At 35.7% G+C, this 25,889-nt stretch carries 20 protein-coding genes and 2 pseudogenes; 5 read left to right on the forward strand and 17 right to left on the reverse strand.

Annotation, left to right across the window (positions count from 1 at the left end):
• Window positions 1-31 precede the first annotated feature (31 nt).
• Window positions 32-1,540, reverse strand: a complete 1,509-nt coding sequence (locus AC4G3O_RS00655; protein ID WP_491135657.1) for a class I adenylate-forming enzyme family protein — start codon at window positions 1,538-1,540, stop codon at window positions 32-34.
• Between the two features lie 455 nt (window positions 1,541-1,995).
• On the opposite strand from AC4G3O_RS00655, the gene mbcS reads away from it, so the two are divergent.
• Window positions 1,996-3,576, forward strand: coding sequence for an acyl-CoA synthetase MbcS (gene mbcS / locus AC4G3O_RS00660; protein ID WP_491135658.1), 1,581 nt, complete (start codon window positions 1,996-1,998; stop codon window positions 3,574-3,576).
• An 88-nt stretch (window positions 3,577-3,664) separates the two neighbouring features.
• On the opposite strand, the gene AC4G3O_RS00665 is transcribed toward mbcS, so the two are convergent.
• From AC4G3O_RS00665 to AC4G3O_RS00735, 15 genes and pseudogenes are all read right to left on the reverse strand, one after another.
• Window positions 3,665-4,114 carry an OsmC family protein gene (locus tag AC4G3O_RS00665; RefSeq protein WP_491135659.1) on the reverse strand — a complete coding sequence of 150 codons (450 nt, stop codon included), beginning with the start codon at window positions 4,112-4,114 and terminating at the stop codon, window positions 3,665-3,667.
• Window positions 4,115-4,209: 95 nt separating this feature from the next.
• Window positions 4,210-4,368 (reverse strand): hypothetical protein, encoded by a 159-nt coding sequence (locus tag AC4G3O_RS00670; protein ID WP_490557957.1) that lies wholly within the window; start codon window positions 4,366-4,368, stop codon window positions 4,210-4,212.
• Between the two features lie 394 nt (window positions 4,369-4,762).
• A pseudogene (locus AC4G3O_RS00675) lies at window positions 4,763-5,430 on the reverse strand (vWA domain-containing protein).
• A gap of 50 nt (window positions 5,431-5,480) precedes the next feature.
• Window positions 5,481-6,104: pseudogene (locus AC4G3O_RS00680) on the reverse strand (TerD family protein); the annotation flags it as partial.
• A gap of 205 nt (window positions 6,105-6,309) precedes the next feature.
• Complete coding sequence (locus AC4G3O_RS00685; RefSeq protein ID WP_139891928.1) at window positions 6,310-7,392, reverse strand: toxic anion resistance protein; 1,083 nt, start codon at window positions 7,390-7,392, stop codon at window positions 6,310-6,312.
• 54 nt (window positions 7,393-7,446) lie between these two features.
• Window positions 7,447-9,072, reverse strand: coding sequence for a YceG family protein (locus tag AC4G3O_RS00690; RefSeq protein WP_491135660.1), 1,626 nt, complete (start codon window positions 9,070-9,072; stop codon window positions 7,447-7,449).
• A 312-nt stretch (window positions 9,073-9,384) separates the two neighbouring features.
• Window positions 9,385-10,218, reverse strand: a complete 834-nt coding sequence (locus AC4G3O_RS00695; RefSeq protein WP_491135661.1) for an HAD family hydrolase — start codon at window positions 10,216-10,218, stop codon at window positions 9,385-9,387.
• Window positions 10,191-11,300: a cysteine protease StiP family protein gene (locus AC4G3O_RS00700; protein WP_491135662.1), complete on the reverse strand. Its 1,110-nt coding sequence runs from the start codon at window positions 11,298-11,300 to the stop codon at window positions 10,191-10,193. Before AC4G3O_RS00700 ends, AC4G3O_RS00695 begins: the two co-directional genes overlap by 28 nt.
• A 112-nt stretch (window positions 11,301-11,412) precedes the next feature.
• Window positions 11,413-12,801: a phosphoribosyltransferase family protein gene (locus AC4G3O_RS00705; protein ID WP_491135663.1), complete on the reverse strand. Its 1,389-nt coding sequence runs from the start codon at window positions 12,799-12,801 to the stop codon at window positions 11,413-11,415.
• Window position 12,802: 1 nt separating this feature from the next.
• On the reverse strand, window positions 12,803-14,011 hold the full coding sequence (locus tag AC4G3O_RS00710; protein ID WP_491135664.1) for an HpcH/HpaI aldolase/citrate lyase family protein: 1,209 nt from the start codon (window positions 14,009-14,011) through the stop codon (window positions 12,803-12,805).
• Between the two features lie 78 nt (window positions 14,012-14,089).
• Window positions 14,090-14,821 (reverse strand): TerC family protein, encoded by a 732-nt coding sequence (locus AC4G3O_RS00715; protein WP_373925477.1) that lies wholly within the window; start codon window positions 14,819-14,821, stop codon window positions 14,090-14,092.
• 128 nt (window positions 14,822-14,949) lie between these two features.
• Window positions 14,950-15,528, reverse strand: a complete 579-nt coding sequence (locus tag AC4G3O_RS00720; RefSeq protein ID WP_491135665.1) for a TerD family protein — start codon at window positions 15,526-15,528, stop codon at window positions 14,950-14,952.
• 54 nt (window positions 15,529-15,582) lie between these two features.
• On the reverse strand, window positions 15,583-16,164 hold the full coding sequence (locus tag AC4G3O_RS00725; RefSeq protein WP_066103765.1) for a TerD family protein: 582 nt from the start codon (window positions 16,162-16,164) through the stop codon (window positions 15,583-15,585).
• Between the two features lie 33 nt (window positions 16,165-16,197).
• Window positions 16,198-16,782 carry a TerD family protein gene (locus AC4G3O_RS00730; RefSeq protein WP_066103763.1) on the reverse strand — a complete coding sequence of 195 codons (585 nt, stop codon included), beginning with the start codon at window positions 16,780-16,782 and terminating at the stop codon, window positions 16,198-16,200.
• Window positions 16,783-17,382: 600 nt separating this feature from the next.
• Entirely contained in the window at window positions 17,383-18,717 is a 1,335-nt protein-coding gene (locus AC4G3O_RS00735) for a hypothetical protein (RefSeq protein WP_066103760.1), read from the reverse strand.
• 250 nt (window positions 18,718-18,967) lie between these two features.
• On the opposite strand from AC4G3O_RS00735, the gene AC4G3O_RS00740 reads away from it, so the two are divergent.
• Window positions 18,968-20,101: a DUF2515 family protein gene (locus tag AC4G3O_RS00740; protein WP_491135666.1), complete on the forward strand. Its 1,134-nt coding sequence runs from the start codon at window positions 18,968-18,970 to the stop codon at window positions 20,099-20,101.
• A 106-nt stretch (window positions 20,102-20,207) separates the two neighbouring features.
• On the opposite strand, the gene AC4G3O_RS00745 is transcribed toward AC4G3O_RS00740, so the two are convergent.
• Complete coding sequence (locus AC4G3O_RS00745) at window positions 20,208-21,398, reverse strand: mechanosensitive ion channel family protein (protein WP_254654698.1); 1,191 nt, start codon at window positions 21,396-21,398, stop codon at window positions 20,208-20,210.
• 210 nt (window positions 21,399-21,608) lie between these two features.
• On the opposite strand from AC4G3O_RS00745, the gene ilvD reads away from it, so the two are divergent.
• The 3 genes from ilvD (at window position 21,609) to AC4G3O_RS00760 (ending at window position 25,818) form a co-directional block, all read left to right on the forward strand.
• On the forward strand, window positions 21,609-23,288 hold the full coding sequence (ilvD, locus tag AC4G3O_RS00750; protein ID WP_491135667.1) for a dihydroxy-acid dehydratase: 1,680 nt from the start codon (window positions 21,609-21,611) through the stop codon (window positions 23,286-23,288).
• 275 nt (window positions 23,289-23,563) lie between these two features.
• Window positions 23,564-24,607, forward strand: coding sequence for an ArsR/SmtB family transcription factor (locus AC4G3O_RS00755; RefSeq protein ID WP_491135668.1), 1,044 nt, complete (start codon window positions 23,564-23,566; stop codon window positions 24,605-24,607).
• On the forward strand, window positions 24,604-25,818 hold the full coding sequence (locus tag AC4G3O_RS00760; protein WP_491135669.1) for an MFS transporter: 1,215 nt from the start codon (window positions 24,604-24,606) through the stop codon (window positions 25,816-25,818). Before AC4G3O_RS00755 ends, AC4G3O_RS00760 begins: the two co-directional genes overlap by 4 nt.
• The last annotated feature ends 71 nt before the right edge of the window (window positions 25,819-25,889 follow it).

Below are 25,889 nucleotides of genomic sequence, written 5' to 3' on the forward strand. Positions count from 1 at the left end.
CATTAATCACCTAATTTAAATAGGCGTCTTCCTATGCCTTCACAGCATTATCTCGCAAAGTATGTTTGAGTACTTTCCCGCTCGCATTTCGTGGTAATTCTTCTACAAAGATAATTGTCTCAGGAGCTTTATATTTCGCGAGATTTTGTTGACAGTAGGTTTGAATATGCTCAGCCGATAGATGTCGTCCCTCTTTTAGCACTATAAATGCCTTTGGAACTTCTCCATAAACAGGATGAGGAATACCCACTACAGCTGCTTCTAATATTTCATCCAATTGATATAAAACCTCTTCAATTTCAACTGGATATATATTTTCCCCTCCACGAATGAGCATATCTTTTTTTCGATCAACAATATATAACAATCCGTTCTCATCTAACCGACCCAAATCTCCGCTATACAACCATCCGTTTCTGAGTGTCATGCGAGTTGCTTCTTCATTTTTTAAATACCCTTTCATTACTTGTGGACCTTTAACAATGATTTCTCCGACAGCAAAAGGAGGAACGTCCTCTCCATCTTCACCTACGACGCGAACCTGTGTATAAGGTAAAGGCTCTCCAACTGAACCGATTTTTTCTAGTGCATAATGATCTTTTAGAGTTGTTGCCCCTGGAGAGTTTTCTGTTTGCCCATATAGGTTTTGAACCTTTACATTTGGATAAGAGGTCTTTAATCGTTTAACGAGCTCATATGGCATAGGGGCCGCTCCGTATGTAAATAACCGTAGAAGAGATAAATCAGTCTTTTTCATTTGAGGTGCATTTAATAACGTACTATAAATGGCGGGAACTCCAAAAAAGATCGTGACTTTTTCCCTTTCCAATGCTTTTAAAGTTTGTTCGATTATAAAAGCTTCTTCAATGATGACTGTACCGCCGTTTACGATTGTTGGGATAGAAAAGCAATGACTGGCTGCACAGTGAAATAAAGGAGTGACGATAAGTGTACGATCCTGTGAAGTTGTTTCTAGTGACTGTGCCCAGATTTCAGCAATAGCCCTTACATTGTCCGCTGATAAACATACACCCTTTGGTTTACCTGTAGTTCCAGATGTATAGAATATGACTGCAGTATCTTCTTTGTCTATGTGCTCTTGCCGGAAAGGGATAGAATGATCCTCTAAAACTGACTCTATGGTATTTTTTTCGCCAGTTTCAAGAATATCCTTAAACTGTTCCACAGTAGGACTTATTTTTTCTAGTATAGGATTTAAACGAGCATCATAGATAAGGGCCTTAGCTTCTGAATGCCGCATAATATACTCCACTTCTGGAGCTGCAAGCTTTGTGTTGATTGGCAATACAGAAAATCCACCTAGCTGACAAGCGTAATAAGCAATTAAAAAGGTGTCCGAATTATATAAGTAAAGAGCTATGATATCCTCTTTTTGATATCCTTTTTGCTGAAAGAATCCTGCTAGGTTTTGTGCTTTTTGATAAAAATCTGAGTAGGTTGTTTCTTTCCCCTTAAATGAGGTAATCACGCTGCTGGGTTTTGTTTGTGCATGTTCACGTAATTGCTCAAAAATAAACACTCTAACATCCCCTTTGCTTATTAACTAGTATAAGTATAGCGGGCTTGGAATCATTATTTTGTCGATTTATAGTTGTTTAATTAAAAGTTGATAGAGTTACCATTTTCACGTATATAGAATTCTACATGCCTTTACACGAATCATCTTCCTAAGTTAAAACCTATTATTCCACCGTAATACTTTCGATTCTATCAGATGGGAAGTCTAATTTTATTTCAAACAATCTATAAAAAATAAAATAACGATGCTGCATTTATGTCCTCTCCTATTAAACTTTGTTTAATTTTATTCTTCTGCTATACCAATCTTGTAAGCCGTTACAATAATAATTCCTATTCTCTTTCCTTTACTTGTCAGCAAAAAATAGCTAAAATTGTTTTTAATACCTGATACTAAAAGTTACATATGACAACAGGTATCATATACTTGATTCGTATTTTAGGAGGATTTTTTTTATGAAAAGAGAAGAATTAATAGCTCCTCATGTCTATAATTTAACAACGGAAATTGAGCGTTATGCCAATGATTCAGAGAAATTGGCTCTAAAGTGGGAGAATCAGGATGGTCTGACTAGATCAATTACATATAAACAATTAGTCGAAGAAGCAAATAAAATAGGAAATGTATTTGCTGAAGCGAGGTTACAAATGGGAGATAAAATACTGGTGATTGTTCCTCGTATAATCGAGGCTTATGCCATTTATATGGCAGCATTGAAATCCGGTATTGTCCTTATTCCATGCTCAGAAATGCTCCGTGCAAAAGATTTGGCTTTTAGAATCCAGCATGCTGAAGCCCGAGCGGTAGTCTGTTATGAAAAATTCACAGCTGAAATTGATGCGGTTCCTGACTCTGATAAGCTGATTAAATTCAGTGTCGGCGATGTTAAAGATCAATGGATTTCACTAGATGAAAAAGTGAAAACAGCTTCCTCTCAATTTAAAGCTGCCAACACCACTAGGGATGATATTGCTTTGTTATCCTATACTTCCGGCACAACAGGCAATCCAAAAGCAGTTGTACATACTCACGCCTGGGGCTATGCTCATTTGAAAACAGCTGCAAAGAATTGGATGTCTATCAGTGAAAATGACCTAGTGTGGGCAACAGCCGCTCCTGGTTGGCAAAAATGGGTGTGGAGTCCCTTCCTATCCGTACTTGGAACAGGAGCAACCGGCTTCGTGTATAATGGAAAATTCAATGCTGATACCTTTTTAGCTTTGCTGGATAAGTATCGAATAAATGTTTTCTGCTGCACACCTACTGAATATCGTTTAATTGTAAAAAGTGAAAATCTACATACGTACAAATTACCTTATCTCCATAGTGCAATTTCCGCTGGCGAAGCACTAAATACAGAGGTAATAAATGCTTTTTACAATCAGTTTAATGTAACGATTCGCAATGGTTATGGACAAACCGAGAGTACTTTATTAATCGGCCAATTAAAAGATATTCCAAATAAGCCTGGTTCCATGGGTAAAGCTACGCCAGGAAATATAGTAGAAATTGTCGATGAAAATGGGCAGCTGTGCCAAGCAGGAGAAGTTGGTAATATAGGCGTTCATCTTAGTACACCTGCTCTCTTTAAAGAATATTATAAAGATCCGGAACGCACACTTTCCCAAAGAAAAGGTGAATACTTTATTACAGGTGACCGAGCTTCAAAAGATAAAGAAGGATTCTTTTGGTTTGAGGGTCGAAGTGACGATATCATTATTAGCTCCGGGTATACAATTGGGCCGTTTGAGGTGGAAGATGCTTTAATCAAGCATCCTGCCGTGAAGGAATGTGCAGTTATAGGAAGTCCTGATGCGATTAGAGGAAATATTGTTAAATCCTTTATCGTCCTAACAGAATCTTATAAACAGCATTCAGAAAAAGAACTGATTGCAGAGCTTCAGAGTTTTGTAAAAACATTAACAGCTCCCTATAAATATCCCAGAAGCATTGAATTTACCGAGTCGCTACCAAAAACGACTTCAGGAAAGATTCGTCATGTACAATTAAGAGAAATGGAACTAAGTAAAGACTAAATATCAAACGACCCGACTTCTAAGTAAGTTGGGTTTTTTGTCTCTATATAAATAAAAACCGTCACTAATACCGCGACGGTGTAAAATTTTATTTTGTTTGTGTGACCTTAACGCCTTTTGATACAACCTTGGTTGGATTGATTAAGGTATCAAGAGCTGGGCAATGCGCCTCTATATAATGGATAAATTCCTCGATTTTTTCTTGAGGCTCATTCGAGTCCATATGGACGATATAACGAATCTCCTCTAAACCAACTTTTGCACCTGGTTTTCCCTTGTAACCGCCCGTATCTAAATCACCTTCAAGCTCGATTACTAAATGATCGTATTGAATTCCCATTTTATCCGCATAACTTTGAGCCATAATGGTTTGACAAGCACCGAGTGATGATAGAAGCAGTTCTAATGGGTTCATTCCAAGATCTGTTCCTCCTGCTCTTTCCGGTTCATCAATTGTCACCTTGTGTCCCCTAGCTTCGACCTCGACCTGTACATTATTAATTAAAGTTGCTTTTGATTTCAGTGTCGTTTTTGCCATCATCAATCTCCTTTTACACGTAGTATATGAAAATGAATAGCTCTCTCAAGTTACTGATCCGTTAAAACGATATGTTTGTAGATTGTGATTTTCTTTTATTTCTTTTTGTGGTGATCCGATTCTTTTCGTATCGTCCCGATTTTCTTATTACTGCGTGTATCCCTGCCATTACGATTTCGAATGGTCCCGGGTGGGAGCTCATATTCTTTTTCAAAATTGCCTAATCTGCAATCGTCACTTGTCTGTTTTGTCAATATAGATCACCCGTATATAATTTATATCTGACTATATAGGTTAATACCACGAATTATACGATTCTATGCATTAGGAAGAGATATAATGATTCTATTTAAAATCTAACAGACTGCAAAACAAGGTTCGAACATATGTTCTGTTAATTAAAAATAGCATTTTGTAAAAAATACAGTCATAATCTCTAATTTTTCGAACTTTTATAAAGAAAATAGCCAATGTTCGTGTTTATCACTATTTTGTGAGTGTCCGCTCGGTGGAGCCATCGCACTTAGCTTCTCTAAATACGAACGGAAACACATTAAAAACTAATAACGTTTGTGTTTTTGTGGTATCAATTAAAAAGAGATTGTAGAAATTAATCCTTGTTAAAGAAATATAGAGCTTTTGAGTGAATTATCTTAAGATCCCTTTTTGCTTTGCTTCATCTAACCATTGTGGAAATTCGTTTAATAATTGATCGTACAATTCTTCATCGGACACATCTTCCAAATTATTCAGATGAAAGAAATTTGCATTATCCACAAATCGGCCTTCCATTGTATCCAACTTTCTTAACACATCAAAATTAGAATCACCTATACCTACAATCTGCCAGAAAATCGGCATTTTTGAAGAATTTGCGATGATCTTTTTAATACCTGATTTACATCCGCCATCATTAATAAAAACTAAAAAGACGGGCTCATCTGCTGGTTCTTCTTTCATATATTTATGTATAACATCTTTCATAACTTGTGGTTCGTCATTTCTTCCAAACTTATGTATGGACTGATTATTTACTATCTTATCATTGACATAATTGACAATATCCTTTTCTGTAACAACAGGCAGCCTGGAAAATTCATTGTCATAGACCCATACATCCAATGAACCGTTATCATTAAATTGGCTTGCTACAGCCAGGATTCTCTCTACTGTTCCTGGACAACCCCGTCACGGTATAAAGCTCGCATAGAACCTGATATGTCTAACACAACTCCTACTCTGGCTACAACGCCTTGTAATTTCTTCTTCTCTAAAACAACTTTAGCAATATTCTTTTTTAATAAGATCGGCTGCATCCGTAACTCTCCCTTGTTATTTTTTAAATTGCTATCTGTGGTACAATCTTTTATTTTGAACCACTTACCCAGTTCATACCCCAATTAAAAGCACGATCCATATCCTGATGACCCTTAAAGTACTCTACTAGTCTTTCCACCTTGAATGTTTCGTTGTTAACATTTTCTATCATTGCTATTGCACACATATTTTTCCCGTTCAGATGTTCATCTAGTTTTACTTCTACATCGGAACCTCCAGGATACTTAAGAGTTACGACACCGTCTGCCTGAGACCAATTAGCTACTCCTTGATATATAAATGCATATACTAAAATTCGCTTGATTTCGGTGACTTTATCTCCGTTAATCCGAAGATTTTCTCCGCCTATGGCACTTCCCGTACGATCATCAGCATCCAATTTTATAAAAGGTCTTGCGTTATAATTGCCAAAAGCATTGCCAAGAGCTTGGACACAGCCTTTTTCTCCATTTTTCATTTCAAATAAACAACCAAGATCAAGGTCGACATTATTAGACTTACCGAATAAAGCAGACATGAATCCACCGGATTTAGGAGCACTTTTTTGATTCCAATTTAGGTTTACGAGCAGTTCTCCGAGTGATTGATTCGTACTTTTTGTTAGATTGATATTTTGTCCTTTTTTCTTTAATTCAATTTTATTTAAGTTAACCATTGTATTACACCTTCCTTATTTGTATTTTATTTACATAAATTAATTATATTTTAATTTACAAATTTTAGATAGAAAAAGAATCATATTAAGTCGATATTTCAAATGAATCGATAAAAAAGCTAATATTCACTCGAATTACCAGCCAATTGGTGATATAGAATATAAAAAAAACCCTATCTTCACTATAGATAGGGGTAATCGGTTAGGATTGGGATAGGACGCGTTTCGCATCCTCTCTAATCGTTTCCAAACGTTTTTTATCTTCAATCCGTTGCATGGACTGTTCTTCTTTAACCTTTTTATATTCATCTATTCCTTTAACAATCGTATCCCACATATTTTCAATGGTATCCATTTTAATACTAGAGCTACCGGAACGCTGAGCAATCTCAATGCTTTGATTCATAATATCGCTAGTGACATCCTTTAACATTTGATTCGTGCGATCTTCAAATGCATTCAATGAATCTGAATGTACTTTTTGACGTTTTGCACTGACCGTATTAATAATGCCCATTTTAAAAATCGGAATGGTTGTAACAAAGGCACTATTAATCTTTGCAACTAAATCATTATTTCCACGTTGCATGGTTTTAATCTGTGGAGCGGCAATAACAGCTACCATACGGGCTTTTTCTAAATCATCTATTTTTCTTTCTAATAATTCTTTGACTGTACGAAGATTTTCCAGCTCCATCCGAGCCATTTGATTGCCTGAATTTACTCGTTGTTCGCATTCAGGGATTAACGTCTGATTTACTTCCTCTAATTTCATTTCAGCAGCTACTACATATTTTTCTAATTCGAAATAATATTCAATATCTTCTTCATATAAACCTTCGAGGTTTTGATTTGTCCGCTTTAATTCATCCTCAATCATCGCAAATTCTCTATGAATTTTATCAAGCTCTCCACCTAATGTTTGATATTTTTTAAAGAGAGCTTCCGTGGTCACCTTCGCTTTTTTAAATAGTTTTGCGATGAAATTAGGTTCTTTCATGATTTCGTTTTTATCAAATCGTTTCATTAATTTCTCTAATTGAATTAATAATTCACCGGATTCATCAATTTTTGAAAGTGCCATGGTGTTTAATATTCTGTCTGAAAACTGAGAAAGTCGTTCTGCGGGTGCTCTCCCAAGTGATAATAATTCATTTTGATTTCGAAGATCCATATTTTCTACAATTTGAAGAACCTGTGCTTCATTGCGCAGCTGCATTCTAACTTCATTAGCAGACTGTTCTGTCAAATCTGTATTTTGTTTAATCTGTAATTCATTTACCATTAGTTATTTCCCCAATCATTGGAATATTTGTTGATTCAGTCTTTTAGATATCAGTTAAAATATTCTTTTAATAATCTTTTTAATGAATGATTTTTCTTCTTGCTGAAAGTCTGGAATTTCTTGTTCAAAAACAATATCTTCTAGCCAATGGGTATCGTAATGAGATGGGTCTACAAAATTCTCTATATCGGTTTGTCCTGCTGGATTGTATAACACAATATCCACACCAAATTCATTTAAAAACAGCAGCAGTGCTGCATCCTCACGGGTAAATGTACTGTTAGTTCCCATATTGTATAGAACGATTCTGGGCACATCTTGAGAATAATCGAATTGTTGTAATTGTTTCAGAAAATCTTCAGGAATCAAACTCGCTTGTTTAAATAAAAATAATTGCAAATCATATTCTGTTTCATGATTCAGCTTTAGTAATTTAGGATGTTCACAGTACTCTTTAATCGTCCAGGCGATGGCCCTTTGCAGCTCAATCGGCAAATGTCCATATCTCCACCAATTTCCTGCGAGCATTTTTTCGGGTGACAGTGCACCATCTTTATCTAAGGAATGCTGAAAGTGAAAATGATAATTGGCTTTTGTCTTTGTCGTGAAAGGAAATTCGCGAATGTTTTTCGAGAGTGAAGAATCCTTGAGACCCTTCATTTTAGACCAATAATCCGCTCGATCTCGTAAAACTCCATTGATTTTTGTGAATATGACAGGAATGATTACTCGATCCTTATCAATTTTAAATTGAGGCCTAATCATTGCTTTTTCTTTTGCATATATAAATACATCATCATAGGTCATTCTTAATGTTGTAGATGAAGGCTTGAAATTTCTAAATTGCCAAGGTTTATAAATACCAGACTCATGATCATTTAACATGATTTCAAGCTGTTTGTTGGCTCGATATGCTACAGTCGTTTGCCGCTCTCGTTCTTTCGTAGGGAATGGTTCCAGCTTCCCTTTATTTGTATATACATAGGGTAGTGAAAATTCATTTTGCTGATCAAGATCGCTAAAAAAGTCTGTCCCGGCTGGATGCAAAATTAAAACATCACATCCAAATTCCATGAGCAGTAATAAAAAATATTGCTGACTTAAGGATAGATCTCCATACCAAACGACTTTCGGAAAATCTGAACCTATTTGGAGGTCTTTAGACCATTTTTCCCAATGATTTTTAAGCCACTTAATCATATCGATGATAAATCTGCGGAATTCAGGTGAGAGCAACCCGCTCTTCTGTTTATCTTTAAAATGTTCAACCACTTTAATGATTGATATTTGTACATGCCTGTTAATGGTAGAATCCGTATGCTTAGGTATTAAGTTTTTACCATAAAAAATGGCTATCAATCGTTTAATTGATAATCCTTTATTTTCTGTCCGATGTAAGTTTAAAACATCCTGTATAGTTTGGAAGACCTGATTATCGATTGTTTTATCCAATTCTTCACTTAACACATGTATAAAAGGTTTTTGGTGCATGTCGTATAAAGAGTTAAAGTATTCATCTTCGTCGAGCGGAATACCTAATACTCGGAGACTGATTCTTTGAAAACGAAAAGTTGATTCATCTAAATGATAGGATGGTCTTGTACGAATAGAAGAAAGAAATAACTCTAACCATTCTGTTGTAGATTTGTTTAATAAAGGTTCTATTTTTATGTAATTCAATAATTAAACTCCTTTCTCTAAGATGATTCGTACATTAATATTATATATCTATTTTTTTACAGTTTCGCTAAGAGTTTTGGAATACCTGCTCTTTTTTTACAAAAAATATAACTTTGGGAGAATATTATACGCTCGTAATTAGTCCATTTTTCTATAAACTAAAAAATCTATGATATTTCCGGTCAATTACATAGATGATTTATAGGGATTGATATTCAGTTAAAAATATAATTGCTAAAAACAATTGAAAGATGAGCAGTAACCCAGTGGGATAGTACTTTATACTCTTACTCCCACCGAGTTACAGCTTTCTTACAGGCTCAGAAGATTTTTAATTAAATCCTCTGTGGAAGCTGCTCCTTTACCTTTTAACCAGTTTATTTTTGGATCGTTCGGTTTGACATCGTAAAGCTCTCCATGCTTTAGACTATATCCTTTATCGGCAATCGCGATCATATCATAATCCATAAGGGAATCCCCGGCAGCAGTGTGAATATCATAGTCCAGCCGCTTTTTTAAATGCTCCACTGCAAAAACTTTATTTAAATTACTTGGCAGTATATAGAGTTTTCTTCCATGCAAAAATGTTCTCCATCCGATTTTGTTTAATTCATCTTCAAAGGATAGCAGTTCATGATGTGGTAAGGTATCTTTATTTACATGGTACATATAGAACAAGGAATCGATATAAAACTCACGCTCAACCCAGGAATCATGACGGATTTTTGCGAAAGTATTTAGCATGTCATGATGTGGAAGTGATGTAACAGAAAGATGGTTTTTAATAAAATTGTCCCATTCAGAGTCAGGTTTTCCATCTACTAAAATGGTTCCGCCATTGCTCACAATCGCATATTTAGGCTTTATTTTCTGTTGAAATACTTCAATTCTCTCATATTGATATAGTGCTCTTGTCGTTACTGGTACAAATAGATGTTGTTGATTAAATTGTTGTAAAAGGTCAATTGAAGTTTGAGACATATAGGTAATAACCTGATCATCTTTAAATTCAACTGGTGTTATTTGATTATCGATGGGGTATTTGTCCATCATATTTTTTGAATAGATTAAGGTTCTGTCTAAATCGGATGTAAATAAAATAATAGTAATCCCTTCCCTTATACCTCTTTTATAATTCCGCAGCATGTATAGGACATATCCCTGAATTCCTCAACCGGTACATTTCGCTCTTTAGCCAAGAACAAAATATGTGATAAATCATTCGAATGATTAGGGTTGATTAGGATTTTCCAGGGGATCCTTCGCAATAAAACTCGTGTTGTTTCTCCAACACCTGGTTTGATAAAATGTGTATTGCTAATATTGTAGATGTTTTGAATTCTTTCAATAGAATCCATCCCGAGCCACGTAGGTGTTTTATCTTCTTGACGTAATTGTTCCAAGGATTGTTTCACTTGCTCTTCTACTTTTCCAAAATTTTCGCTGATTGTATCTACATAAAAATTCGATAAATCTGCGTCCGCTAATTCTTTATAAAACTTTGCACCATGAAAGTCATCCTTACTCATGAATTCATAGTTTAATACAGTACGACTTACTAAGCCTGATACCGTAGAGTTTAAACAAGCGGACGGAATTAAAAAGTCATCTCTTGTTCCATATATATCTACACAATGCCCTGGATCGGCTAGCACGGCCAATGAAGGATCAATATAATTCGAGTGCGTTGAATTATATTTCTCGCATGCTTCAGCTAATTCAAACGTAATAGCTCCTTTGCCTGTCCAACCGTCTATTACCTGAATGTTCGCATGAGAATGCTGCTCAAAAATATAATCAATAGCTGCCTCATCAATGCCTCTGCCACGAATGATAGATATAGAATAGTGAGGAACATTGATTTGATATTTATAAGCGTAATAACGTTTAATCAACACTCCAATGGGTGTTCCAGCTCTTGCTAAGCTGACTAAAACTAAGTTATCCATTCCTTTACGTTCAATAATCTGTTCGGCTACTGTTCCAATCGCCACAGCTAGACGCTCAGAATATTTTTTTAAAGTATCATGAAATAAATTTATATATTCTTTTGGAGGATGATATTCGATAGGGAGCATTTCTGAATAATGTATACCGGATTGGATCAAATTTTCTCTTTCTTCCGTTTTCGTTTCAAAAACGTAATCACTTATATCTCTTAATAAAAAGATGGCATCATCTTCTTTGTAGCTTCCCATTTGATCCGGTATGAGTTTTGGTTTAAGCATAAAATCCCTCCTGGTTGTATTGTGGAGCAGTAACTACCTAAAAAGCATGAAACTATATTTTATATCTAACTGTTCTAGTCCAATTAGAAAGGAAATGTTTGATATGAATTCCTTACTGGTTCATTTCCGTCATAGTGATGACAGTAATGAAATTAATTCCGGTTTGTTTTAATGCGGAGAGTATGGAATTTACTGATTCATGAGATGAGTTTCTTTCAATAAATATAAATATCTCGTCATAGCGATTGATTTCAATATTATATAAGTAATTTACGATCCCTTTATTTTCAGGACTATCAAATGTAAATTTATTATGAATTAGGTAATCACTCTTTTCTAAAGAGTATATTGGACTTCGAGTAGTAGATTGAAAGTAAACCTCACTCCCCATGGACGAAGCAATCATCATAGGTATATACATAAATTCCCCGGTACCTATAGCCAAGGTCCTCTTACCTTTGCGATGCTGTTTTAAAATACCGCCTATCTCTTCAAAAATAGGAGAAAAACTTCTTTCTTCTTCTATATCCAGACCAAATCTCCCTGTAGCCTGTGAATAAGGGGAAGCATTTAGGGACTCATCAGTATTAATAGAAGTAAATTGATTAAAGTGATGGTCTTTAAAATAATGATGGATAGGTATATATGAAACGTGTTGCTCAGAAGTTTGATTAGGAGCAGCAAGTTGGTCCTCTAGATTTAAATCAGGTTGACCATTAATCGAGATTGTTCCATCCATTAAAGACACTGGATGTATGGTAATCCCTAATTCTCTTTCTAATTGCTGATATTGTGAACGATGCTCAGCTGTGCGCCAATCCAAAATCGATATCAATGTAAATACCTTTTTTGATGGATAAACAGAATGGATTTTTCGGATAATATTGATTGCTGTTTTACCCGTCGTTATTTCATCATCCACTAATACAATTTCTTCGTCGTTATCAAAAAAAGCAGGGTCGCTTGAATAGACATAATGGCTGCTGGCATGGGAATGTTCTTCTTCAAAATTAATGATTGAAGGGATTTCAGCTATTTTTTCTCTTGTTGTGTGTATGTATTTTGCATGTTTATCAAAGGAACTAAATACCGCATGGCCCAATGCTGTAGCCGTCTCAGCAAAACCGATAATGGTTAGTGGCTTTGGTAGTTTGATCGGATTCTCTTCAACTAAAAGCAAGGATTCCTCAATGTTTTCACCAGTTTTTATAGCCTCAGCAATTGCCTCTGCACGCAAATCTTTCTTGCCGTAGACGACTTCTAAATATCGCAGGGATAATAAATGACCAACCAGTAGAGGTATTTTAGGACTAACAGCCAGATGTTTGCCTAAAACCGTACTTACGAATAAAAAATTACGTTTCTTATTAATGCGAGTCGCCATTTTAAATAAATGATGTGTTTCGAAATCATATGGATTATCATAGACTTCGATTCTAACTGTTAAATCATCCAGTATTTGGTGCGTTACTTCTCTTATATTCACTCTCGTTGCTGTCATTTCATTTCACCTCTAGAATTTGTTCATCATGTCCTTGATTTAAGAGTAAACTAGTAAAATCTTGATCAACATTATATACACCGAATACCTTGGCTCGGAGTAAGATTTTTTTCGCCCAATAATAATGAGGTTTCATTTCATTCATTTTATTTTCATACAAGCTTTTTAAAACCCCTGCATTCCCTTCGCGGTTCGCTATGATGCTTATAGCATCTAAATATTCTTCATGTGTAATAGTGTATAAAGAATGCACTACTTTAATATGAGTAGGGTGTATAATGGTTTTTCCGTTAATTCCATTCAATTTATCCAGGAGGACTTCGTTAATTAAACCCTCTAAATATTCATTGATTAATTCAGTCTGTTTTACTAGACCGGAGCCGCCATATCTTATTTGAAAAGGACTTACACGCAGTGTTGGTTTTAAGATAAGGTTATCTTTTGAGAAGAACTCCCAAACTGGTCCGGAAACTACATATTCATCACCCTGTCTGGTAAAGAGATTGATAATATCCGTGATACAATCTCTTATCACCGACACATCATAAATAGTTGTGTCTACTTTTCTTCGTATACCAAATAAACCGGAAAAATCAGTAGCTCCTATCCGGATGTTTAATATATAGCTCTTATATGAGTCCAATAATTCTTTTATTTTTAATAGAGCATCCATTCGGGTTTCTTTATAAATAATTTCAGCTGACTCCAATATAGGCATACCATATAGTAAGCTATTATTTTTATTGATTTCATCCAGGATTGCTAAAAATTCTTTCCCATTTTCATAATTGAATTTTGGAAAAACAAACCCTGTCAGTATGTACAAATAATCGTTAATGAGCTTAGTTATTCGTCTCATTTGGATTGGGTCCCTTACTCTTATAAAAATAAGCGGCAGTTCATCCATGCTTATTTTGTTTTCCTCAAGATGCTCAGATAGTATAGATAGATGTTCCAGCAATTTGTTTTCAGCATCCACAACTATACAATCAGCAACTGAGTCTTCCAAATCAATCACTAATGAAGTAAGCTCTTGATACTTTTTGTTAATGATATCCTTTGCGATATTCGCTTTTATAGCAGGCATATAAAGAGTGGCACCAAGGGCATAAGCAAGTACCTCTTTATCTGTATATTTCGTAAAAGGCTCCGGTTCCATATAAAAAATCTCTTTCATTTTTATGGATGATTCATAGCTGAAATGTTGCATTCTTATGCTCCTTTCATATAAAAATAAAGACTACTGTTTACGAACACAGTAGCCGTCTTTAATTCAAGCCAGATCTTTTTATTTATCTTTAGATGCAGCCATTTCCGTGTTTTTATCAATATTTTTACCTTTATTGATATAATGAATGATAAAAGTTGCGAGAAAAGCGACAATGATAATCGCAAAAAATACATAATGAGATACATGGAAGCCAAAAACACTTGCAAACATTTTTGCTGAGATAATCCCAATAAGTATAAATGCAGTAGTTTCGAGTTCAGGTACGCGTTCAATTAATGTTAAAAATACACCAGCAACTGTACGCATCATTAGGATTCCTAACATACCGCCAACCAAAAGTACCCATACTTGATCAGATATTGCAAATGCAGCTAATATAGAATCCACTGAGAACGCAATATCCATTAATTCTACTGAAACAACCGTGCTCCAGAATATTCCGATTGTACGTGTAAGCCATGAATTTTTATTAAATTGTTTTACGCCGTCTTCGCCATCTCCGGCTTTTGACCGAAAATGCTGGATTACAATCCATGCTAAGTACGCAGCACCTAAAACTTTAATGAACCAAAATTTAACGAGGTATACGCCTATTCCAATAAATAAGAAACGGAAGAAGTAGGCACCGAACATCCCATACATAAGTGCTCTTTTTCGTTGCTTTTCAGGTAGATGCTTTACTAAAACAGCCAGAACAAGGGCATTATCAGCGGACAATAATCCTTCTATGATTACTAAGGACCCAATTAGTCCCCATGCTACAGGATCAGTTAATACTTCCGCCCACATGTCCAAGTCAAAAAATAAAGCATACGTACTTAAGATTTGTTCTAAAATTTCCAAAGTGTTAACCCTCCGTTGTATATCTTAAAAATAATAGGGGAAAGAAATAATTTCCCCTAACTAATCACTGATTCTTAAACGCTTAAGCCATATGCTTTAACCAATGAATGTAACCCACCTTGATAACCGGAACCAACCGCATTGAATTTCCAATCAAGGTTATGTCTATAAATCTCACAAAATACGACAGCTGTTTCAATACTGAAATCTTCTCCAAGGTCATAACGTAAAACCTCAGCGCCCGTATCTTCATTTACTAGACGTACAAAAGCGTTGGTAACTTGTCCAAAATTTTGACGGCGAACTTCCGCATCATGAATCGTTACTGTAATAGCAATTTTGTTCACATCATCAGGGATTTTAGAAAGATCGATTTTGATTTGTTCGTCATCGCCTTCCCCTTCTCCCGTTCTGTTATCTCCGGTATGGGTAACGGAACCATCCGTACTTTGAAGATTATTATAAAAAATGAAATCGAAATCGTTACGGCATTTGCCGTGAGCATTTAAGATGAACGCAGAGGCATCCAAGTCGAAATCTTGGCCTCCATCAAAGTTTTTTACATCCCATCCTAAACCGATAACGATTTTTTGCAATGTTGGATCGTTTTTAGTCAGGTCAATACGTTGACCTTTACTGAGTTGAATAGCCATGTGCAAAATCACACCTCTCAAATTCGTATATTACTATTTAATAAACGAATAGGATTATCCTATTTGTAATCCATAGTCATTACAAAGAGCAGCTAAACCGCCTTGGTAACCGGAACCAATCGCACTAAATTTCCATTCTCCTTGATGGCGGTATAATTCGCCTACAACAACGGCAGTTTCAATGCTAAAATCTTCTCCCAAATCATATCTGATTAGTTCTTCATTCGTTTCTTCGTTCACAATTCGAATAAAAGCGTTTGAAACCATACCAAAGTTTTGACTTCTGGAATCAGCATCATGGATAGTTACAGCAAAAGCTACTTTTTGTATACTTTGTGGAATACTTTGGATTGAGATTTTAACCTGTTCATCATCGCCGTCACCTTCTCCAGTTAAGTTGTCACCAGAGTGAGTTACGGAACCAGCACCACCTGTTGTATTATTATAGAAAACAAAATCTTCTCCGCCGGATACTTTTCCGCTTTCATTTAAAAGAAATACGGATGCATCAAGGTCAAAATCATGTCCGCCATCATATTTGTTTACGTCCCATCCTAAACCTACTATTACTTTTGTTAAACCAGGATTTGTTTTTGTAAGATCTACTTTTTGTCCTTTTGATAATGAAATTGCCATTTTATTTCCCTCCAGTATTTTAATTAATATTTATTATTGGTATTTGCTGCATATCTCCGATAGACTGCTATCTTTCGTTCCATCACCAATAGCAGCAAATTTCCATTCTGAATTGTGACGATAAATTTCACCTGTAATCAATGTTGTTAAGCCAGCATAATTATCCGACAAATTAAAACGAACTAATTCTTCGCCTGTATCGTGATTCACAACACGTATATAAGCATTCTCAATCATGCCAAAGTCTTGTTTTCTTTGAACACAGTTATAAATGTTTACGACAAAAACTAATTTGTTGTATGTATTTGGAACAGATTTCAAGTTGATTTTAATGGATTCATCATCACCATCGCCATCCCCAGTTAAGTTGTCTCCTGAATGAATAACAGAACTACAAGCACTTTTTTTATTCCCAAAATAAACAAGATCTTTATTACTCTGCAATTTATCTGCAGTCAGCATAATAACTGATGCATCACAGTCTACATCTGCACTTCTGCTAAAAAAGCCGCCTTTTTTCTTTACTGGATCCCAACCTAAACCAACCATAATCGTATTTAGATTTGCATTACCTTTTGTCAGGTCAATTCGTTGTCCTTTTTGTAAGCTTATAGCCATTAACGTTCTCTCCTTCTTTCGTTTTGGATTTTCTGTATAGTAGCCATGGGTGAAATAACGAATATTTACATAATTCAATAAATTTCGTTAGTTAATATTTACTAGTTTATGAAATTACTAACTAGTAAAGCGCTATATATTTACTATAATAACTAAAAATGCCTTACATTTACAACTTTTTATATTAATTCCCACGAGATACTTTATATTTGTCGAATTTTTAGACATTTCGCATTATTGTCTCTTCCAGTTATAACCTTTTATTCTTCTTTTCCCTGGATGCTTTTCATCACTTTAGACTCTTCATTTACAGGAAATAAAGATTACTAATTTAGTAAGTACTTAATATCGTCATACCGGTAGCAATATGTCGTCATTGAGGGGTCTAACTAGACAGGAATTACCCATTAACTGAAAAATAGGCATTAGAGAAATTAGAACAGGAAGAAAAGTAATAAAAGTACTAATGATTTAGGGGAAATATGTATAACAGATAGGGTGGATACAAAGAATATTTACTCTCCTCACTCTTTCTCATGCTATGAGTCTTTTAGCTGCAAAAAAAAAAGAGATTATTCATCTGAATAACCTCCCTTTTACTTACATGGATTCCATTTGAGTAGCTTGCTTATCTATGTCCTTATTATATTTTTGCACCACCATAAAAACGAATACTAAGCCAACCAATTCCCCAAGAGAAGCAGCTATGGCACCCGCTCTTCCATTTAATGAAGGGAACAGGACAACAAATGTCACTAAAATAATTACAACCGTAATCAGATTATAAAGCTGTGGCTTTAACATCGCTCCTGTTTTCTTGTTTAGCATTAAAATGCCCCCTAAGTAATCCACCCAAGGAAAAACAAAGGTTTTTATAATAAAGAATTGCAGCACCTGCAATGTCTCTTTAGCCAATGTACCGGTTGTGCCAAAGATCGTATCCATAAACCAGAAGCCTGCAGGTGTATAGCATAATATAAGCAATAATGTTGTAGGAACTATACTAAAAATCACAATACACTGAAAGACCGCTTTTTTGTTTGTATCATAAAATTGAAGAACGACCTGATGGGTGTACATAAAAAAGCTGATGATCAAATTCGTTACACTGAAGGCAAGAGCAAAAGAAGCGATCCCGAGATTTACATTGTCAATGAAGCTTAAACAAGCATAAATGATAGGTGTTACAAGCGTTTGAAAAGATAAGTAAAAGACCAATGGCGTATAAAACTTTCCAATCTCTCTTTGGGTCAATGGCTGTTCATCATCTTCATCCAGGTTCTCTGTCTTTATTAAACGATGGCCTCTCCAGATACTGATTACACATTCGATTAACATACCGGTTAAGAAAATGATGGCTCCGGCTATACTTGACAGTAAATCCGCATAATGGATGAAATAAAATGCAATTGCAATCATACCAATCAAGCGAATAATCACACCATAGGTCACCCATTTTGTTTCAAGATGATTAATCATAATTCCCTGATATAACGTACGGATGCCTGATAGTAAAATCACAACAGCTAAAACCTTAAAGGTGTTCATTAAAGCTGACATATTCTCAGGTTCAGCATTAAATAAATAAGTGAATATCCATTCTCCAAGCGGTGAAAACGCGACTAACATACAAATAAGCATTAAAGAAACGATGATTTTTATGAAAAAAGAGCAAATAGCCTGGAAGGTCGACTTCCCTTTTGCTAAGGCTGAGCTTGTTTGTCTGAATACTAAAGCCGGTCTTTCCATAATACTAAACAGTGAAAAAGCAATTGCATAGTTGGATATAATGACCTCCGCTGCTTCAGCCCGACTAAGTGTCCCGTTAATAATAACGTGAGATACCGAAGTCAAACTAGCTGACAGAGCCAATGGGATAAAGAATAGCAATATTTTTCCTAATGTATATTCCTCTGATGTCTTTGGTTGTTTCATGTCGTAACCTCACTTCTTTTCAATCAAACATTTTTTCACAAAACTACAGACTGAAATATCTAATATGTTCACTTTCATACGGAAACTGAACAAATTATTGACAAAGTAAAAGCTATTCATGCTGCTTATTAGATTACTCCTCCCAAGCGGCAATCGTCTATCTTAACGCTTTATGCATGTGTATAAACCGAATTTTCAAAGAATAAAATAGAGCACCTTTAATTATTTTTTATTAGAAGGAGATATATTTATGTCCTTTCCCTGGTTTAAAAAGAAAAAAACAGAACTATCCGGAACATTAACTGAAATGAAAAAGATGCTTGATCAAAAAAAGAAAGTAATATACAAAATGACGCATGAAGATGAAATGATTTTAAGAATGATACGTGAAAAAACAAGCTTAGCCAATCAGAATAATATTACCAGGACTAAAGCCTATCTTTCTTTTTATCAAAACCATCCAGAGATCCATTGGTCATTTCTTGCCCATATGGTTTCCAGAAATGCCGGATGGAATATGACTGACTTAAAGGGTACTTGTTTATCAAGATTGCTGGAGAAAAAGGAAGCTGAAACATTCTTTTTGTTTTTAGAGCGGGGCAATTGGTTGATTTTTAATGATGCCTATCCTCAATTACTCATGTATGAAGAATCACTTAAATACGGTCGGAATCTCGCCTACTTATTGCCTCATTTATTTGTTTCAGCGTATATGCAAACTGTTTGGACTTACTTTTGGCAATATAAAGATTCAGCTCTTCTAACGGTGGCACTTATCATAAATGAACAAAACCATTTAGAAGAAACACTCATAAAAGAACCCAATATCCATAATCAGGTCCTTGTAAAACCTGAATTTTCTCTACAAGATCATTTATCAATGAATCAAATTTTATTTCCTTATTTGAAAAATAATACGAAGATCAGTTTTGCGGGTAAAACGATCCATCACTTTGAACATCTCGATAGCCGGATTCAAATTGGAAAGGATTTGTATACGTGTTTATTTAATGATAGAAGTTTGAAGAAAATTGAACAATGGGCATTAAATACGCCGCATACAGGCTCAAGAAAGGATTATTGGCCGCATCTTTTTAATGATATAAATGAAGAATTTCCAGGAAAAAAGTATAAAGTTCGTTTAAGAGAATGCAGGCTGCTATCTGGATCTCCTCACTTTTATAGCCCTTCACTCTCATATGTATGGAAAGATGTATCGCACTCGCCACCTCAATATACAGAATGGTATAAGGATTCAACGATTGTAAAGGAAATGGTTCTGAGTATGAATCAAACTATTGAAAATGTAGAAGTTGATTATTGTAAAACACTGGAGAAATTGGAGATGGCTTGTGTGGCAAAGAATGTATTCCCTCTTTTTTAAATATGGTTAATATCTAAGGTTTTCTAGCACTGTTATAGTGAATACTCTTTATAAAAGAAATATACCACTATGAATCACTTAATTCACAGTGGTATATTAAAATGATTTAATTTGATCTTTCTTTTATTAATGAAAACTCAGGATCAACAGAAACTTTTTGCATAGGCACTGCCAAAGATATTCCCTCTTTTTCTAACAGCTGCATGATACTTAAATTGATTTGATGTTTAATTTGGACATGTTCTTCCCAGGCAGTAGTATTGGTAAAGAAATAAACTAGTATTTTTATATAATGATCTTTAAATTGATCGAAGGCTACGACAATGGTGTCCTGATGAACACCTTGATGTGAGCGCAGCAAATGTTTAATTTCCTCTATTAGATTATCAAGTTGATCTGTCTCCCTTTGGTAGGCGACGTCCAAATGAAAATCGATTTTTCGTTTTCCCATTCGACTCCAGTTCGTGATTGCATCGCTGGCCAGCGTAGCATTAGGTACAGTCACTAACGCCTGGCTGAATGTACGAACCTTTGTACTTCTAAAGTTTATATCCTCCACAGTTCCTTCAACATTAGATGTTAAAATCCAATCACCGATAGAAAAAGGTTTTTCTGTGACGATTACAATTCCGCCAATTAAATTACCAACAGCGTCTTTAGCTGCTAAGGCAAAAGCTAAACCACCCAAACCAAGACCGGCTACCAATCCATTTACGTCATAATCAAATTCTTGACCGATAATACTAATGCTGATGGCTACGATAATCACTCTCATGGCTCTGGATATAAAGGGAATGAGGATCAAATCGATTTTTTGATTCATTTTCTCATTAATATTTAATAAAATACCTTGTGAAGGTGAGGACAAATTAAATAATCCCCAGGTAATCAAAAAGATAATCATCGAACGCAATAATTTTAAGAAAAAAGGATTATGTTGATTGATGAATGGAAAGTACTTTACCCCTATGTACAGACCAATGATAATAAACAGCCAACTGATCGGTTTTTCAAAGCTTTTAAAAACTTGAATAAATAAATCATTTGGCTTATCCTCTCTCAATTTTAATATCAACTGAAAGACATACTTCGTAACTAGCTTCCTAAAAAGGATGAATAGCAAAACAATCCCTAATGCAATCCCAGTGTTAACCCATTTCTCATAGTCTCCTTCATATAAAGTGACCATTAACTTGTAATCTAACAAACGATCAAATCCTTTCTGTCTTGATTGAAGTTCTACTACCAAGTCAGAATTTTTATCCATATTATGAAACGTCATGTAAGTAATACGCATTATTTTACCCTGATTTTCAATAAAATGAAAATAATGTGTCTTCAAACGAAGAGAGTTTCAACAAGTATGAAAGTTACATCAGCAATTTACGATATTTATATAAAAAATATAATTCTTTTCCAATTATGATAGGATATTACTTCATTTAATGTTAAAATGTTGAATAATTCTAAATATACAGATAAATTTACCTAATTGGAGATGAATGTCATGACTGAAATGCGTAGTAATATGATAAAAAAAGGAATAGATCGCGCTCCACATAGAAGCTTACTGAGAGCGGCTGGTGTAAGTGAAGAGGATTTTGGAAAACCATTCATCGCGGTTTGCAATTCCTATATTGACATCGTTCCTGGTCATGTACATCTGCAGGAATTCGGAAAGATTGTAAAGGAAGCAATCCGTGAAGCGGGTGGGGTTCCGTTTGAATTCAATACTATTGGTGTCGATGATGGGATTGCTATGGGCCATATCGGCATGCGTTATTCTTTGCCGAGTCGTGAAATTATTGCGGATTCTATTGAAACAGTCGTATCAGCGCATTGGTTTGATGGAATGGTTTGTATTCCAAACTGTGACAAAATCACACCTGGTATGATGATGGCTGCTCTTCGTGTCAATATCCCAACTATTTTCGTCAGTGGCGGACCAATGAAAGCTGGTAAAGATAAAGATGGCAACTCCCTCTCCCTCACTTCCGTTTTTGAAGGTGTCGGTGCCTATCAATCCGGACAAATTGATGAAGATCGACTGCAGGAGCTTGAACAGGTCGCCTGTCCAACATGCGGTTCATGTTCCGGAATGTTCACTGCGAACTCGATGAATTGCTTAGCGGAAGGCTTAGGTTTAGCTTTACCTGGTAACGGGACAATCCTTGCCGTTGCAGAGGAAAGAAAGGATTTTGTCAGACAATCAGCCAAACAGCTGATGCAGCTCATCAAAACGGACATTAAACCGCGTGATATCGTGACCATCGATACGATTGATAACGCATTTGCTCTTGATATGGCCATGGGTGGTTCAACAAATACAGTCCTTCACACTCTCGCTTTGGCTCATGAAGCTGGATTCGAATACCCTATGGAGCGTATTAATGAGATTGCCAGCCGAGTTCCCCATTTGGCAAAAATAGCGCCAGCATCTGATTATCATATTGAGGATGTACATAATGCCGGTGGTGTCAGTGCTATTATTAATGAATTGCTGAAAAAACCGGGTGCTTTAAACGGAGAATGTATAACTGTCTCCGGCCAAACATTGAGAGAAAACGTGCAGGGCTGTGAGATTTTAGATTATGATGTAATTCGTCCTTTAAGCAATCCACATTCTGAACGTGGCGGCTTGGCTGTACTGTTTGGCAATCTTGCACCAAATGGTTCAATTATTAAAGTTGGAGCGGTTGACCCGGAAGTTGGCGGCTATCATAGAGGCCCTGCTATTTGTTTCAATTCTCAGGAGGATGCTTTATCAGGTATTATTACCGGTAAAGTAAAAGAAGGAGATGTAGTCGTCATTCGTTATGAAGGTCCAAAAGGCGGTCCTGGTATGCCGGAAATGCTTGCGCCAACCTCGCAAATTGTCGGAAGAGGATTGGGCGCAAAAGTAGGCTTAATTACAGACGGACGTTTTTCGGGTGCATCAAGAGGAATCAGCATTGGCCACATATCACCTGAAGCCGCTGAAGGCGGCCCCATTGCCTTTGTTGAAAATGGCGATATCATTGAACTTGATATGAATAAACGAACCATTCAACTGGAAATTTCAGACGAGGAATTTGAACTCCGCAGAGCGAATTGGAAAGGTTTTGAGCCAAAGGTAAAGACCGGCTATCTGGCGCGATATTCGAAACTCGTCACTTCCGCCAGTACAGGTGGAGTTATGAAAATCTAATGACTAAGGGATGTAAACAACTGTTTACATCCCTTTTTACATGTATGTTATTCAGATGTATGCTGAAATTGTATTGTTTCATGCAAAGTTCTCCAGTAGTAATCATATAACCGAATTCTAATCAAGGAAGTCTATTTTCCTACTAGCAGCAACTAGAATTAACACATATTTAAATCGATTAATTAAGAGAAAAAATTTTATTTTTCCAAATATATTGAATATATGATTCGATTAATTTAGAATCTGAATATAATCCAAAAAATGGAGGGGATTAAATGCAGGAACTTTATTCGTTTGAATCGATAGAATCGCTATCTATGCAAGTAGAATCTTCACCAGTTTGGGAAGTTATCCTTGGTATTGCTGGCTATACACATGAAAAGATGCGGCATACCTTTGAGCAGGAAGCAATATGGTCCTCTTGGGAAAACAAGCTGCCAATATCTCTTTCTAAGAATTTAAAAGAAATCGAAGATACAAACCTTTGGTATGGACTGATGATGCTGCAAGCAAAATTTTCTTCATCTTCTATTCAGGAGTTTCTTGATGCTCTGGCTGATATTTCGCCAAATACTTTTTACGAAACCGTTCTTCCATATAAAAATCGAGTCTGTGAAGAAGCACGTAAAAATACAGCGATTAATTATAAGGAAAAGCATTTGTTTACTGAGTATAGTAAACATTTTTCAGAGCATGATTATTTGGGAGACTACGTTCTTAATCTTGGTAAATATCAATTCAAAAAAATATGTATGCTCTATCAAGCCATTATAGATGGATGGTATCAATGGGTAAGGAACTTCGAGGAATGGAATAAATGGTTAAAAGCATTGGAATTTGAAGAAAAACAGCAACAATCATTCGAATCAAAGAATCCCACCGAGATAATTGCGCAAATTAGTGGCAGAGCGAATTATATACCGGAACCTTCCGTATGGTCTGTAAAGATGGTCCCTCATGTTTCTTATCGGCCATGGATACTGGAAATTCGCACAGTAGATACCAAACTGATCTTCTATCCAGTTAAAGAAGAATATTTTAGGCAATCAGATGTACCTTCACAGGAATTAATTGCTGGCCATAAAGCGCTCGGGGATGAACTCCGCTTAAAGCTGCTTCATCAATTGATTAAAGGTCCAAGGTCCCTGCAGGAATTAAGCGTCCAATTTTTAATTTCAAAGACAACTCTGCATCATCAGCTTTCCATTTTAAAATCGGCCAAATTTATTCGTGCAGATAAAGGAATCTATTCAATCAATGCCGCTCAGCTTAAAGATTTTTCAACTAAGCTATTTCATTATTTGGGTAACCCTTTATGAAAAATTATTCAAAATCGTTTAAAGCTCTTTGGATTGGAGAAATTGTTTCTGAATTAGGTGGAGCAGCTGGTGGAATTGTCAATGGATTATTACTGTATGAATTGACTGGTTCGAAAGAATGGATGGGTATACTTTGGCTGATTTATTTTATCCCTTCGTTAATTTTACAATGTATTAGCTCTCCATTTTTAAATTACATGGTTAAAGAAAGACTTTTGCGCAATATACAACTGATTCGCTCATTCGCTTATTTACTTCCTTTATTGGGTTTTATTCTGGTCTCAGAGAATGGCGCTATTATTGGTTTATTCATCTTGCAATGCTTACTGGGTTTAATGCAGCCTATTTACGCAAGTCTCTCTTTCTCCCTTCTGCCGGAGCTTTGTGAAGAAAAGGAACTGGTAAATGCCAATGCATTATTGGACGGCACACTTCGTCTTATGAGCTTTCTCGCACCGGGAGCTGCCTCCTTATTTTTATTATTCATCCCCATTCACTTCATCTATGTCTTTTCTGCAATCATGTTCTTAATAAGCTTTCTATCTCTTAAACGGCTGCCAGAGAATCATAAACAGATCGTATCTGCATGGACAAAGCGATTTTGGTGGAAAGAGATGAAGGAAGGATACAAAATGTTTTTTCAATATCCAGGTCTTTTCCGATTGACTCTCCTCTCTTCTACCGTTCAATTTGCCGTGGGAGCCACAATGGTTATCAGTGTGCCTTTTATTAGAGGAAGCTTGAACGGAGAATATTGGGAGTATGCAATCTTTTCTACAGCCTTTCCTGTTGGGTATGTTATTGGCACATGGTTATTAACAAGACTTCCTAAATATCCATTGTTTATGTACATCGGTTTAATGGGGGGAGGCTTATCTTTCATATTATTATTTTTCACACATTCTATTCCTTATGCATGGCTGTATGAATTAAGTGGAGGTATATTATTCCCTCTGTTTAATGCACAAAGTGCCGCCATGTTCCAAAAAGGTGTAGCAAAAGAACGTTTAGCACAATTGAGCTCCGTTCGATTATTTTTCCTCCGGCTCACTATGCCATTAGGAATTCTGTTTGCCTCCTCTCCATTTTGGGATTTAGGGGTAAGGCCGGTATTTCTAATAATCGGAACGATCATTTTTGTTCCCGGTTTGTTTTACTTTTTAATAACCCTCAAGAACGCACGAAGCACATCCTTTATACAAGTAAAGTAAAGTAAAGGATTTAATGATAAATAAACCGAGGATTTTAGATTTAATTCTCGGTTTATTCATTGAATGATTGA

This window comes from Bacillus sp. z14 (2026) (genome assembly GCF_058313575.1).